The organism is Agrobacterium sp. ST15.16.055, from assembly GCF_027956555.1.
Taxonomy (GTDB): Bacteria; Pseudomonadota; Alphaproteobacteria; order Rhizobiales; family Rhizobiaceae; genus Agrobacterium; species Agrobacterium salinitolerans.
On record NZ_JAQKGN010000001.1, the window covers coordinates 306,126 to 320,113 of the forward strand.

Annotated in this window: 12 protein-coding genes and 1 pseudogene; 4 read left to right on the forward strand and 9 right to left on the reverse strand. The window is 59.5% G+C overall.

Annotated features, from left to right (window positions below; all coding sequences use genetic code 11):
- Positions 1–107: 107 nt before the first annotated feature.
- Together PL599_RS01490 and PL599_RS01495 are read right to left on the reverse strand one after the other, a co-directional pair.
- Positions 108–1,973 carry a TRAP transporter large permease gene (locus PL599_RS01490; RefSeq protein WP_269823547.1) on the reverse strand — a complete coding sequence of 622 codons (1,866 nt, stop codon included), beginning with the start codon at positions 1,971–1,973 and terminating at the stop codon, positions 108–110.
- Between the two features lies 1 nt (position 1,974).
- A complete protein-coding gene (locus tag PL599_RS01495) occupies positions 1,975–2,544 on the reverse strand; it encodes a TRAP transporter small permease subunit (protein WP_236760805.1) in 570 nt (189 codons plus the stop codon).
- A 418-nt stretch (positions 2,545–2,962) separates the two neighbouring features.
- Between PL599_RS01495 and PL599_RS01500 the strand changes: the two genes are divergently transcribed.
- Together PL599_RS01500 and PL599_RS01505 are read left to right on the forward strand one after the other, a co-directional pair.
- A complete protein-coding gene (locus PL599_RS01500; protein ID WP_003524572.1) occupies positions 2,963–3,187 on the forward strand; it encodes an aa3-type cytochrome c oxidase subunit IV in 225 nt (74 codons plus the stop codon).
- Positions 3,188–3,257: 70 nt separating this feature from the next.
- Positions 3,258–3,791 carry a hypothetical protein gene (locus PL599_RS01505; protein ID WP_165691340.1) on the forward strand — a complete coding sequence of 178 codons (534 nt, stop codon included), beginning with the start codon at positions 3,258–3,260 and terminating at the stop codon, positions 3,789–3,791.
- Between the two features lie 16 nt (positions 3,792–3,807).
- On the opposite strand, the gene PL599_RS01510 is transcribed toward PL599_RS01505, so the two are convergent.
- The gene (locus tag PL599_RS01510; protein WP_269823548.1) at positions 3,808–5,061 is read right to left on the reverse strand and encodes an NAD(P)/FAD-dependent oxidoreductase; all 1,254 of its coding nucleotides are present in this window, start codon (positions 5,059–5,061) and stop codon (positions 3,808–3,810) included.
- 317 nt (positions 5,062–5,378) lie between these two features.
- Between PL599_RS01510 and PL599_RS01515 the strand changes: the two genes are divergently transcribed.
- The gene (locus tag PL599_RS01515; protein WP_269823549.1) at positions 5,379–7,115 is read left to right on the forward strand and encodes a methyl-accepting chemotaxis protein; all 1,737 of its coding nucleotides are present in this window, start codon (positions 5,379–5,381) and stop codon (positions 7,113–7,115) included.
- Between the two features lie 83 nt (positions 7,116–7,198).
- On the opposite strand, the gene PL599_RS01520 is transcribed toward PL599_RS01515, so the two are convergent.
- The 6 genes from PL599_RS01520 to PL599_RS01545 form a co-directional block, all read right to left on the reverse strand.
- Positions 7,199–8,515 (reverse strand): LLM class flavin-dependent oxidoreductase, encoded by a 1,317-nt coding sequence (locus tag PL599_RS01520; protein WP_173990798.1) that lies wholly within the window; start codon positions 8,513–8,515, stop codon positions 7,199–7,201.
- Between the two features lie 18 nt (positions 8,516–8,533).
- On the reverse strand, positions 8,534–9,880 hold the full coding sequence (locus PL599_RS01525; protein WP_271358795.1) for an MmgE/PrpD family protein: 1,347 nt from the start codon (positions 9,878–9,880) through the stop codon (positions 8,534–8,536).
- A 4-nt stretch (positions 9,881–9,884) separates the two neighbouring features.
- Complete coding sequence (locus tag PL599_RS01530) at positions 9,885–10,685, reverse strand: amino acid ABC transporter ATP-binding protein (protein ID WP_269823550.1); 801 nt, start codon at positions 10,683–10,685, stop codon at positions 9,885–9,887.
- 12 nt (positions 10,686–10,697) lie between these two features.
- Positions 10,698–11,480 carry an amino acid ABC transporter permease gene (locus PL599_RS01535; RefSeq protein ID WP_269823551.1) on the reverse strand — a complete coding sequence of 261 codons (783 nt, stop codon included), beginning with the start codon at positions 11,478–11,480 and terminating at the stop codon, positions 10,698–10,700.
- The gene (locus PL599_RS01540) at positions 11,477–12,220 is read right to left on the reverse strand and encodes an amino acid ABC transporter permease (protein WP_271358779.1); all 744 of its coding nucleotides are present in this window, start codon (positions 12,218–12,220) and stop codon (positions 11,477–11,479) included. Before PL599_RS01540 ends, PL599_RS01535 begins: the two co-directional genes overlap by 4 nt.
- A 168-nt stretch (positions 12,221–12,388) precedes the next feature.
- Positions 12,389–13,228, reverse strand: a complete 840-nt coding sequence (locus tag PL599_RS01545) for a transporter substrate-binding domain-containing protein (protein ID WP_269823552.1) — start codon at positions 13,226–13,228, stop codon at positions 12,389–12,391.
- A 259-nt stretch (positions 13,229–13,487) separates the two neighbouring features.
- Here PL599_RS01545 and PL599_RS01550 point away from each other — a divergent pair.
- Positions 13,488–13,880: pseudogene (locus tag PL599_RS01550) on the forward strand (transposase); the annotation flags it as partial.
- Between the last annotated feature and the right edge of the window lie 108 nt (positions 13,881–13,988).

Genomic DNA, 13,988 nt, shown 5'->3' on the forward strand with positions numbered 1-13,988 from the left:
ATTTCGGTCTCCGGGGCTTTTTGTGTCTTTGTTGCAATGGTTCCAAGGTGGGGTTTTCAAGGGGGCGCGGCTTCGGACGACGTCCCTATTGATGCCGCGCCGCGCCGTTACGGTCCGATCTTCGGCGGTTGGCTGAGATCGGGCTGGCTATTCTGCGCAGGCTGCTGGGGTTGCGGTCCACCCAGGTTTAGGGGCGGCAGGCCAAGGGAGGGCGGTGAGGTCGGCGCACCGCTTTCCTGACCCGACGGCGCCGCCGCGGGGCCGCCGAGATTGAGCGGTGGCAAGCCCATGGATGGCTGCTGCGGAGATGCGCCGCCGCCGCCAAGCGGTGGCAGGGACAGGCCGCTGCCTCCCGGGCCACCGGGTATCTCGATCTTGACGCTATTGGGATCGACGCTGGTATGGCCGCTCTTGTAGGTCAGCACCAGGCCGGGGAATGCGATGACGACAAGGATCATCACGAACTGGATGACGATATAGGGCAAGACGCCCCTGTAGATCTCCGTCGTTTTTACACCAGGCATTTTTTTGCCTGTCACCTTATCCACCCATGCGGCGTTCGGGGCGATGGAGCGCAGGAAGAACAGCGAGAAACCGAAGGGCGGTGTCAGGAACGAGGTTTGCAGATTGATGCCGAGAATGATGCCGAACCAGACGAGATCGATCCCGAGCTTGTCCGCGACCGGTGCCAGCAACGGGACCATGATGAAGGCGATTTCGAAGAAGTCGAGAAAACAGCCGAGAATGAAAATAATGATCGTGACCACGACCAGAAAGCCGTATTCGCCGCCGGGCAGGGCAAGCAACAGTTCCTCGATCCAGACATTGCCGTTGATACCATAGAACGTAAGGCCGAAGACGCGTGCGCCGATGAGGATCATCATGACGAAGGCAGAAAGCTTCGTCGTCGCATCCAGCGCATTCTTGATCGTCGCAAGCGAAAGCCTGCCCTTGGCAAGTGCGAGGATCAGCGCCCCGGTCGCGCCCATTGCGCCGCCTTCTGTTGGCGTCGCGATGCCGAGGAAGATGGTGCCGAGCACAAGGAAGATGAGCGCCAGCGGCGGCACCAGAACGATAATGACCTGTTCGGCGAGGCGGGAAATGACCTTCCTGCTTGCGATGCTGTTAAAAAGCGCAACCAGATAAACCGTGAAGACGGCGAAGGCGAGTGCAGCGACCAGTCGCCACTCCGGACTGGCCATGCCCGTGAAAAGGAGGTGCATTCCTATGAAATAGAGCGCCACCGAAACGGCGATCATCACGAAAAGCGAGGTCACGCCGTTGCCGAGCGTGCGCGCTTCTTTCGGAAGGGCAGGGACGAGCGACGGTTTGAAAATGGAGACTGCGAAAATATAGGCGCAATAGCTCGCGATGATCAAAAGAGCGGGATAAAGAGCGCCGACATACATGTCGCCGACGGAACGGCCGAGCTGGTCCGCCATGACGATCAGGACGAGGGACGGGGGGACAATCTGCGCAAGAGTGCCCGAGGCGGCGATCGTACCCGCGACGAGGGGGCGATTATAACCGTATCGCATCATGATCGGCAGCGAGATGAGCCCCATGGCCATCACGGAAGCCGCCACAACGCCAGTGGTGGCTCCCAGCAGCGCGCCGACGAGAATGACCGCATAGGCGAGGCCGCCGCGGATCGGGCCGAATAATTGTCCTATCGTATCGAGAAGATCTTCCGCCATGCGGGATCGCTCAAGAATGATGCCCATGAACGTAAAAAACGGGATCGACAGCAACGTATCATTATACATGATGCCGTAGATTCGTTCGGGATGGGATTGCAGCAGCGGCCAGAAGAGGCGGATTTCAGGGGAAATCCATGAAAGCTCCACGCCAAGCACGAAATAAATGAGGCCGCCGGCGGCAAGCGTGAAGGCGACAGGGTAACCCAGCAGCAGCAGCAGCATCACGCTGCTGAACATCACCAGCGGCAGGTTATGCGCAATCAGATCTATCATGTCAGCTCCCTGCCGTTCCGTTGGTTTCCGTGTCGGTTTCCGAAAGCACCGTTTCACGCGGATCGGCAATATATCCGGCAATCACCGCATAGCGCTTGATGATCTCCGAAAATGCCTGAACCAGAAGCAGGGAGAAGCCCAGAAGGACGACGAGCTTGGCAGGCCAGATGATCAGGCCGCCGGCATTGGAGGACATTTCTCCGGAGTTGAAGGAATTCCAGAACCACGGCCAGGCGAGATAGGACATCAGGCCAGCGAAGGGGACCAGGAAAACAATGTGAAGGACGAAGTCAACGATGTCACGTGTGCGCTTCGACCATGTGGACGACAATATGTCGATCCTGACATGCTCGTTCTTCAGGAGCGCGTAAGCCGCCGCCAGCATGAAAACAGCGCCATAGAGATACCATTGCACTTCGAGCCATGCATTCGACGATATGTCGAACATCTTGCGCACCACGGCGTTTGTGGCGCTGATCAGCACCGCCGCTAGCAATAACCAGGACACAGATTGACCGATAACCGTGGTGACCGTGTCAACGGCCCGGCTTATTCCCAATAAGAACTTCACTTTCCCCTCCTCAGGACCAGAGCCAGGGTCCGGTCCGCAGCTTTTTTATCGGCGTTTTATTTGCCCTGTTGCCTGGCAAGTCCGATTTTTTTCTTGTTTGCAGGTGCTTATTCAACAGCATTTCAAAAAGCAACTCCGAACGGTCGCCCTTCCTCCGGGAATCCCGCACGGGCGGCGCCTGTGACTATTCATCGTGCACTTATTTTGTGTTGCGCGCTATATCATGCTCCTTTTTTGCAGCGCATTAATTTTACTTTTCCAGCCTTGCCGGAAGAGAATGGGCGGGTGACGATGCATTGCACTTTGCCACGACTTCATGTTACCTCTGGCGATGGAGAATCCGGCATGGGCCCGAGATCGTCCACGGGCAGATTTCCCGTATGGCGGGCATGGCGGATGGAGCATAAGGGGAAGCGGAATGAGCGAACACCACACAGGTCCTGTCGAAGTCGGCGCCGAAATGAACTACGCCGAGCACGAAAAGACCTATAACGGTTTTCTGGCCTTGACGAAGTACGGCACGATGATGCTGTGCGTGCTGATGCTGGCCATGGTCGCCGGTTTCTTCACCACTGCCGGCTTCCTTGGCGGCCTGGTCGTCTTCGTGGTGCTGTCGGCTGCGGGTTTCTTTCTGCTGCGCTGAAAAATCCTGTTCATGAGCGGTTCCCTTTCCGGGGGCCGGGCGGATGCCGGATAACCGGAAAGGCCAGGTCATGAAGCGTCTGCTCTATTGTCTGTTTCTGCTGGCGGCGATTGCGCATCCTGCTTTGTCACGCGATCTCTCACCTGCAGAGCAGGAGGGTCTTCGCACACAGATCGAGCGCTTCCAGACGGCTTTGAGCGCGCAGGATTTTGATGTCGTCGGCAAGACTGTACCGCCGAAAATCTTTGAATTCATCGCCCGCGACGCCGGCATTACCGTGGAGCAATTGCGCGGCGCTTTGACCGCGCAGATGCAGATGGCGCTCGCGGCGGTCAAGATAACCGAATTCACCATGGATATGCAGGCGATCAGCCTTGCGCAAACGCCTGATGGAACGCCCTATGCCCTCATTCCGACCAGGACGGTGATGGAAACCGGCGGCCAGACGATCGAGGCGAAATCCCATACGCTGGCGTTGATGGACGGTGCAGACTGGTATTTGCTGCGGGTAAGCGACCAGCAGCAGGTCACCATCCTTCGCAAGGTCTATCCGTCCTTCGCCGAGGTGGCGTTTCCGGACGATTCCATGCAGCCGGTGAAATAGTCCCGTCTTCCTGAACTCAGGAAAAACGCCCCGGCCGGAAAGGATCGATCGAGATTTCCGTATCCTCCCCGCTGGCCAGTTGCGTCACCAGACGGGCTGTGGCTGCCGATTGCGTCAGCCCGAGATGGCCGTGTCCGAAGGCATAGATGACGGACGGCGTGGCGCGCGCCGTACCGATGACGGGAAGACAGTCCGGCATGGACGGCCGGAATCCCATCCATTGTTTCCCGCCTTCCAGTTTGAGGCCGGGCAGGAAACGTCCTGCTTTTTTCAGCATGGCTTCGGCACGGCGGAAATTCGGTTTCAGTTCCAGCCCGCCAAGTTCGACCGCGCCGCCAATGCGGATACCTGTCGATAGCGGGGTGACCACGAAACCATGGTCGTTGAAATAAAGCTGGCGCGTCAGGTTGAAAGCGTTGGGGGAAAGGGTGGTGTTGTAACCACGTTCCGTTTCCAGCGGCACGATGCTGCCAAGCGTCGCGACAAGTTTTCTCGACCAGGCGCCGCAGGCGATCACCACCCTGTCGGCATCGATCTTGTCACCATTTTCCAGCGTCACGATCGTACTTTCGCCGACAGCATCAATGCGTTCGGCCTCGCCCTTGCGCAGGCTGGCGCCGCGGGCGATTACCAGATCGAAAATGGCGCGGTTGAAGTCGTAAGGGTCGGAGACCTGCAGACCGTCCGGCGAAAACATGGCATGGCGGAACTGGGGCGCGAGACCCGGTTGAAGTTCCTCGATTTCGGGGCGGCCGACGCGCTGGAAGGTGAAACCGGCGCTTTCCTTTTCGTCCCAGTCCCTGCGGGCGGCATTGAGACTTGCCTCGCTGTCGTAAAGATCGAGCGTTCCGGTTTTCGAAACGAGGTGCGAGAGTTCAGGCATCGCCGCGACATGGGCCATTTCCATGGCAGCGAGCCGGTTGAGGTCGGTAAGTGACTTCAGCCCATGGCGAAAGCTGCGCTCGGCGCTCGCCCGCCAGAAGCGCCACAGCCAGGGTGCGATCTTCGCCGCATAGGCCGGCGGCACGCTAAGTGGGCCGAGCGGATCGAACAGCCAGCGCGGCGCTTTTTTCATGATTCCGGGAGCGGGAATGGGGATGATTTCGGGGAAGGCCAGAATGCCGGCATTGCCGGAACTCGCGCCCCGGGCAACCTCGCCGCGCTCAAGAAGCACCACTTCGCGTCCGGCATTCTGCAGATAAAGGGCCGCCATGGAACCGATAATGCCGGTGCCGATCACCAGCACATCGCATTTCAGGGTTTTGGTCATCGGCGCTCCTGCAACACAAATCTTTCAACCCCGCATAACAATGAATGCCGCTGCGATGAAAGGCCGTATCGTGTTGCTGGCGCAGAAATATCAGCACTGTGGCAAATAAGCGGTCCGAAACAGACAAGGGGAATATATTCGCGGTGAAGCATATTGGCAGTTTAATGAGGTTCAAGACCGATAGTTATAGTTCATTATTAATCGCTATTTAACGGTATCCGGCTAGTTTCGCGTACAGTCGGGCCAACCGCTTTTCATCTTATATTTCGAGGGTGAAAGAGGTCTGCATATGGGTTGCTGTTTGAGGGTTCAAAAAGATGTCTTACTTTTCTAAACTTGGTCCGGACGCTTCTGCAGTGCTTGATGCGCTTGGCCGCTCGCAGGCCATCATCGAGTTCGATCTGACCGGCAAGATTTTGAGAGCGAACGATAATTTCTGCAAGACCGTCGGCTATCAGCAGTCTGAAATCGTTGGGCGTGCCCACAGCATGTTCCTGTCTCCCGAAGATTCGGCATCGCCTGAATACAAAAGCTTCTGGGCGAAGCTGTCGCGTGGCGAATACGATCAGGGCCAGTATCGTCGTCGCGCCAAGAATGGCGACGAAATCTGGATCGAGGCTTCCTACAACCCGGTGTTCCGTTTCGGTAAACCCTACAAGGTGGTCAAGATCGCAACCGACATCACCTCGATCAAGCGCAGGAGCGCTGAGGATAACGGGAAACTGGCGGCGCTCTCCCGCGCGCAGGCCATGATCGAATTTACGCCCGATGGAAAAATCCTCAGCGCCAACGAAAATTTCCTCGCGACGCTCGGTTACACCGCGGAAGACATCATCGGCAAACATCATTCGATGTTCTGCGAGCCGACCTATGCCCAGTCCCAGGACTATCGGGATTTCTGGAAAGAACTCGGAAAGGGACATTTCTCGACGGGGCAATTCATGCGCCTTGGCAAGGATGGCAAACGCGTTTTTATTCAGGCCTCCTATAATCCGATCATCGATGATCGGGGTCGTGTCTTTAAGGTCGTGAAATTCGCTTTCGATGTGACGGACCGGATGCATGCGGTCGAGGAACTTGGTGCTGCGCTAGAGCGGCTTTCTCAATGCAATATCCGCATTACGCTGGACAAACCCTTCGTCGGCGAGTTCGAACGACTGCGCCGCGATTTCAATAAATCGATCGCTGAATTCCAGAAGACGCTGGAAAACGTTCTTGGCCAGACCGGAGACCTGACCCGCAGCAGCCAGGAGGTCAGCGAAGCCTCCGTCAATCTCGCCGAACGTTCGCGTGAGCAGGCGGTGGCGCTTGAGGAGACCTCGGCAGCACTCGAAGAAATCACCGCGACGGTGCGTTCGTCGACTGAAAACATGAAAGAGACGCGCAAGCTGGTTCAGAGCGCGCGGACATCCACCGTGGCCTCCACCGAGGTCGTGGAGCGGACAGTCGACGCCATGCAGCGTATCGAGACGGCCTCGCGGGAGATCAGTCAGATCATCGGTGTGATCGACGAAATCGCCTTTCAGACGAACCTGCTGGCGTTGAATGCCGGTGTGGAGGCCGCGCGGGCGGGCGATGCAGGTAAAGGTTTTGCCGTCGTGGCGCAGGAAGTGCGCGAGCTGGCGCAGCGTTCCGCCAATGCCGCCAAGGAAATCAAGGCGTTGATCAACAATTCCGGGACCGAGGTTCTGGAAGGCGTCAGGCTGGTGGGCGAAACCGGCGAAGCGCTGAAGCAGATCGACGCGCTGGTCAGGCACATTGACGGCAATGTCGACATGATCGCCAAGGCGGCTGACGAGCAGGCTGCCGGCATCAGCGAGATCAACAAGGCAGTCAACCGGCTGGACCGGATGACGCAGGAAAACGCGGCGATGAGCGCCCGCACCACGGTGATCAGCACCACGTTGGCGCAGGGAGCGGATGCGCTGGCACAGCTCGTCAGCCTCTTCAAGTTGAACCGCCGCACAGTCCAACGCGAAGACGGATCGTCCACCCGCTCGGATACCGCCAATACCATCCGGCGCGACAAGCTATCGGCACGGGCGGCCGCGTAAAGGAGCAGGCTCAGGCCCGCTTCAGCTTGAGAATGAGATCCGGTGGATGCGGATGCCTTTGAACGGGCATCCGCATGGCTTTTTTACCGCAGCGCCGGCCTTGCGATACCGAGATGGTCGCGCAGCGTCGAGCCTTCGTAGTCCTTGCGGAACAGGCCGCGCTCCTGCAGGAGTGGAACGACCTCGCGGTTGAATTCCTCCAACCCGCCGGGGAAGAAGGGCGGCATGACGTTAAAGCCATCGGCCGCACCGTTTTCGAACCATTCCTGCATGCGGTCGGCGACATCCTTGGCCGTGCCCATGACGATATGGTGGCCGCGACCGGCGGCGACGCGCAGCGCCAGCTCCCGGATCGTCAGCTTTTCGCGGCGCGCCAGTTCGGTCAGAAGTTCGGCGCGGCTGCGCAGTTGGTCGGAAATCGGCAGGTCCGGCAGCGGGCCGTCGAGATCGTAATCCGTGAGGCTGTGGCCGATGCGTTCCTCAAGCAGCGGCATGGCGCTCTTGATATCGGTCCAACGGTTCAGTTCCTTCAGCTTTTCGCCAGCCTCTTCAAAGCTCCTGCCGATAATCGGCATGAAACCGGGCATCACGGCGACGCTGGCCGGATCGCGGCCGAATTTCGCTACGCGAGCCTTGAGGCTGGTATAGAAGGCCTGTGCCTCGGAAATCGCCTGCTGGGCGGTGAAGACGATATCGGCGGTGCGGGCCGCGAGATCCTGCCCGGGACCGGAAGAGCCGGCCTGGATGAGAACCGGGTGGCCCTGCGGCGAGCGCGGAATATTGAGCGGCCCCTTGACCGTGAAATATTTGCCTTCGTGGTTGAGGACATGGACTTTCTCGGGATCGACGTAGCGGCCCGCCTGCTTGTCCTTGATGAAGGCGTCGTCATCCCAGCTGTCCCAAAGGCCGCGTACCACATTCACATATTCTTCCGCCACCGCATAACGCTCGTCATGCTCGGGATGGTCCTTGGAAAAATTCGCCGCCGTGCGAGCGTAAGAGGTGGTGACGATGTTCCACGCCGCGCGGCCATGGCTGAGATGATCGATGGAAGCGAAGGCGCGGGCGGTGTGGTACGGCTCGCCATAGGTGGTGGAGGCGGTGGCGGCCAGACCGATCTTGTCAGTCACCATGGCAAGCGCCGCCAGCAACGTCAGCGGCTCGAAGCGCGCGATCATGGAAGGGTGGGCGTCGACGCCGCTGGTGAGGCCGTCGGCGAGGAATACCATGTCGAATTTTGCGGCTTCCGCCATTTTTGTGACGCGGGTGAGCAGATCCAAGTTCTCGCTACCGGCCTCCGCATCGGGGTGACGCCAGCCGGAAACGTGGTGCCCGGCGCCTTGCAGGAAAAGGCCGAGATGCATCTGTCTGTCGCGGGTCGTATTGGTCATGGGGATCATGCCTTCATGTCGGTCGAGTTATATGTCAGTTGTCAGAAGCGCCACGAGCTTCCGGAGGTCGGCTGCGGTCTTCATGCTCCGCACCAGTGCCGGGATGCCGGCGAATTTTTCATTGCCGCCGGTCGCGTCGGCAAATTTTTCGGTCGGGTCATCGATGCCGGGGAGGCCGTCGACACGGCGTGACAGCACCGTGCCGTCCTTCTTCGTCACGTCGATGATCACGAACCGGGTGGTCGGATCGGGCGAGAGGCGGCGGGCTGTCTCGTCATGCCGGCGCGCGATCCTGGCGGAAAGGGCAAGCAGATCGGCGCGCGTCGCGCGCTCGTCGAAATGGCCGATGGCGAGCGCTCCATCCGTCAGCGCGGCGGCAAAGACATATTCGGCGCTGAAGCGTGCATCGATGCCCGTCGCGGGCGTGGCCGAGCCAACGAGGGCGGCATCGCCGCCCGGCGGGAAGGTGATGGTGACCGTTTCGATCTCATCTGGCGTCAGATCGTGGTTGTTGCGCAACGCCAGCGCGCCGACAGCAACGGGATGGCTGGCGGTGCAGCACGGAAAAGCCTTGAGGGTGAGGCCGGGCGAGACGATCTGCCAGGGTGCGCCCCAGCCGGAGAGAACACGTTTCGGCTGCTCGGCGCCGAAGGCGTAGGCGGAATAAAAACCGATGGGGTTTTCCAGAAAATCTGGCGCGCCCTGAAAGCCCGATCGCGCCAACCGCGCAGCAGTGAGGCCAGCGCGGGCGGCAAGCCCTGCATGCAGCGGCTTAGCGTCGAACCCGAATTGCAAACGAAGCCCGGCCGATTGCGTGGCGGCGAGACCGAGTGCTGTGGCCGTGGTCTTCGTATCGAATTTCAGGAGATGGGCAATCGCCGCCGCAGCGCCGATGGGGCCGAGCGTGGCGGTGGCGTGGAAGCCGTTTTCGTAATGCCTGGTGCCGAGCGAGAGGCCGATCCGCGCCATGGTTTCAAGCCCGACGATATAGGCGGCGATGAAGGCATCCGCCGTTGATCCCTCTTCGACCGCAATAGCCAGCAAAGCCGGGATGATGGCGACAGTGGGGTGGCCGCGCACGCTGCCATGGACATCATCATAGTCGAGCACATGGCCGGCATGGCCGTTGATAAGGGAGGCCGTAAAGGCGTCCGTGCGAAGATCGTGGCCGATGATTCCGGCTGCGCCCTGTATGCCGGACGCGAAGGTACCGATCAGGATTTTCGTGCTTCTGTCGGCAGCGCCGCCCAGCACGCAGGCGAAAAAATCGATCAGCGCCGTGCGGGCGATGGTAACAGCCTCTTCGTCATGCAGGGGGTCAGATGCGGCAATCGCTTCGGCCAGACGAAGGGTGAGTTTTTCCTCGGCGACCATGGCGTCAGATCCCTTCACCGTCATTCACCCGCGCCACCTGTCCGCCAAGACCCTTGACGAAGGCGTTGATGCGCGGATTGGTCGACTTGTAGAAGATATGCTCCGGCGTGCCCTGATCGACGATCAGACCGTTTTCGGTGAAGACGATATTATCGCTGATTTCTTCGGCAAAACGCATTTCGTGCGTGACGAGAATGCTGGTCATACCGTCATTGACGAGATCGCGGATGACGGCGAGCACTTCGCCCACGGTTTCCGGGTCGAGCGCGGAAGTGACCTCATCGAACAACACCAGTTCCGGCCGCATGGCGAGTGCGCGGGCAATCGCCACGCGCTGTTGCTGGCCACCGGAAAGCTGGCCGGGATAGGCATCGACCTTCTGGGAAAGGTGCACTTTTTCCAGCAGTTCGCGGGCATGTCGCTCGGCTTCCGCCTTCGGCGTGCCGAGAATCTTGATTGGTGCAATGGTGATATTTTCCATCACCGTCAGATGCGGAAAGAGATTGAACTGCTGGAAAACGATACCAATGCGCTTGCGCAGTGCAATGCGCTCAGCCTCGGTCTTCAACTGGTCCACGCGGGTGCCGCCGACGGTGATCTTGCCCGATTGCGGAATGAGCAGGCCGTTGATGCAGCGCAGGATGGTGGATTTGCCGGAGCCGGAAGGGCCGATGATAGAGACGGCGTCGCCTTTGTTGACCGTAAGATCGATGCCCTTCAGGACCTGATTGTCGCCGAAGGCCAGGTGTATGCCTTCCAGTTCAACCAGAGCTTTTTCGGCGGTTTGTGGTGCGGGTGCGGACATGGCTTGTTCCAATCAGCGGGAGGCGAAGCGCCGTTCCAGGCGCTGCGTGAAACGGGAGACGGGATAGCAGAACAGGAAGAACGCCATCAGAACGGTGAGATAGACCACGACGGTGAAATCGTTGCGCTGCACGGCGGTGCTGGCGTCCGTCGCGGCGTGCAGAAGTTCATGCACGCCGACCAGCGAGGCGAGCGCCGTACCCATAGTGATCGACGCGTAGAGGTTCATCCATGGCGGCAGCGAACGTTTCACGCATTGCGGCAGGATGATCCAGCGCAGCGTCTGGTTGCGCGAAAAACCGAGGCCCTGCGCCGCTTCCCATTGCGCCGTCGGAATGGACTGGATGGCGCCGCGGGTGATTTCGGCGATATGGGCGCTGGCCGGAATGGCGAGACCGACGACGGCCTTGATCCAGTCCGGGAAGGGAATGTAGTTGCCGAAGGCGACAATCTCGAAGGGGAAGATGTAGGTCGCGGCAAAGATCAGCACCAGATGCGGCGCGTTGCGGAAGATTTGCACATAGGTAAGCGCCGGCGCGCGCACGAGACGATAGGGCGCAAGCTCCATGATGCCGAGTAGGACGCCGATGAAGGTGCCGATGGCGATTGCCAGAACGCTGATCAGCACGTTCATGGCGAAACCCTTGGCAAGATAGGGCAGCCATTGCAGCAGCACCTGGCCGAGCGAGGGATCGAGGATCAGCCACAGGATGACCGATATCACCACGCCGAGCAGCAGAATGGTACCGAAGGGCGGCTTCCTTACCGCCTGTGTTGGAGAAACCACCGCACTCATTGACCAAACCCCGGAACAGCAAGACGCCGCTCCAGCCAGAGACCGGCCCTTGCGACGATGAAATTGATGACGCTGAAAAAGATGAGGATGACGAGCATCAGCTCGACCACATTGTCGCGCTGGGTCCAGATCAGGATTGAGGCATAGGTGATTTCACCCACCGCAATGGCCGAGCCGACCGTGGTGAGCTTTACCAGATTGACGAGGTTGTTGATGATGGAGGGCAGCGCCGTGCGGATTGCCAGCGGAAACTCCACATAGCGTAAAATCTCGAATGAACTGAAACCGATCGCGCGCGCCGCCTCGATGGTGGTGGCCGGCACCGCCTCGATACCACCGCGCAACGCTTCCGCATGGAAAGCGGCAATATGCAGGCCGGTGATGGCGACCACCCAGAAAAAGGGTGTTAGCGGATTGTTCTGCGCGCCGCCCAGCGCATTGGAAATCAGCATGTTAAGCACGAGGAACCCGCACATCAGCTGCACCAGCGTCGGCGTGTTGCGTGTCAGCTCCACATAGGCGCGCACGGGACCGGAAAGCCAGCTCTTGCCCGATGTCAGGATGGCCGCGAAAATGAAGCCGAAGACGAGGCTGAGCGGCAAGGTGACAGAGACGAGGATGAGCGTCATCTTCATGCCGTCAAGCCAGATCTGAACCTCATACCCGCTGTTCAGAAAATCATAGTTGAGGCCGAAATGCGCAGCCAGTTCTATAAAGCGCGCTGTAAGTGAATCCTGCATCGGAAATCCATGCTTTTATTGCGGGCGCCGCCTCGCGAGCGGCGCCGGAATGGCCTGCCGTTTTGTAGAGCGAAAAAGAACGACAGGCGAAACCGGCCGTTCTTGAGGGTTGGCGTAAACGCCATCCGCCATCTGGAGGCGACGGGACAGCCAAGACCGTCTGGCCGTTTATGGCGCGGCCGAAAGCTTCTTCTGCTGCTCTTCCATGTAACCGATGCTCGGCAGACGGTTGGCCTTGGCGAATTCGAGCATCTTGCCGGAAGCGTGCAGGTCCTTGACGATCTTGTCGAGAGCGGCCTGTGTGTCAGCCTCACCCTTGCGCAGCCAGATCACGGAATCGGAAGGGATGAGGTCGGTGGGGATCAGGATGCCGTAATCCTTCCACTCATCGGCGCGGTCCTGAAGCATCAGGCTCAGCGTGCCGTTGACGTGAACGGAGACATCGCAATTGCCGCCCTTGAGCGCCAGCAGCGATTCCGGCTGGCTCGGCAGCGCCTTTACCTGCGCGCCATATTGTTCGATCAGCGGCTGGGTGTAGTTCGAGCCTTGTGAAACGCAGGCGATTTTACCCTTCAGGTCCGGCCAGTCCTTGATGCCACTGTCCTTGCGGCCGATGGCGGCGCCGCCCTGGCGATCATAGGGGGTAGGCACGTAGCCCAGCGTTTTGGCGCGTTCTTCCGTGTATTGCATGTTGGCGATCAGAATATCGACCTTGCCCTGCTGCAGGAACTGAACGCGGTTGGGCGGGGTCACGGTTTCGGTGACCAGTTCGACACCGAGGCCGGCGGCCAGAGCCTTGGCGACGTCGATGTTGAGACCCTTCTGCTCCTGTGTCTTCGGGTCGATGAAGCCGAAGGGCGCGCCGGAGAGGATGACGCCGACGGTGAGCTTGCCGCGACCCTTGATCCGGTCGAGCGTCGCATCCGCATGGGCTGCTGTGGCCATCGAAGCGATGATGGCGGCTCCGGCGATCAATTTTGCGGTAAATCTGGAGAAAGAGAGGGCCATGGGCATTTCCTTTTGATTGTCGTGGGAAACTACAGGAGGCGCCCGTCGAGAGCGAGAATTGGCATTGCGTGAAAAATAGTATGAATAAAATCCGGTTCCAATAAATCTTTTAGAGGGAAAAAATATCCTAATAGTTCGGAATTGTAGAACCCTGTTCTTCGTTCGCCTCCCCAGAGGGAGTGGGACTGTAAATCCGGCGCAGCATACGGACCGTATCGCCCTTGGAAGCGAGCGATTGCAGCTTTCGCCTTCGCCGCGGCAGTTCGAGAAGCTTCTGTCGCGTCTTCGTGATGAGAAAAGCGTCGGGCGTCGGGCCTATGAGCCGCTGGTGAAGTTCAAGGCGCCGCTTTGCGGTCGCTTTATGGGTTTTCCGAGATGGAACTTGAGGAGGCGTTGGGCGACCGGCTGTCGTTCAGGCATTTCATCGGACTTGCACTGCAAGAGGTCGTTCCCGAGCATTCCAGGCCTTGCCGTTTCCGCAGCCTGCCGATCGTCGAAGGTCTTCTGGAGAAGCTGTTTGGTGAACTCGACCGGCAGCTTGACGCTGCCGGCCCGATCCTGCGGCGCGGCGCGGTGCTGGATGCGACGACCATTGAGACGACGGCGGCGCATCCGCCCAGAGGCCGCAACGGCGACCTCGATGCCGCCGCTGGGTATTGCAACGCGCCCCGCCGGGGGAGAGGAAACGCGCCGTACCGGCTAACTGCACGCTCTCTTCCTCATCTCACGTTTGACAGCCGATGCAAAAAAATGCCAGCAA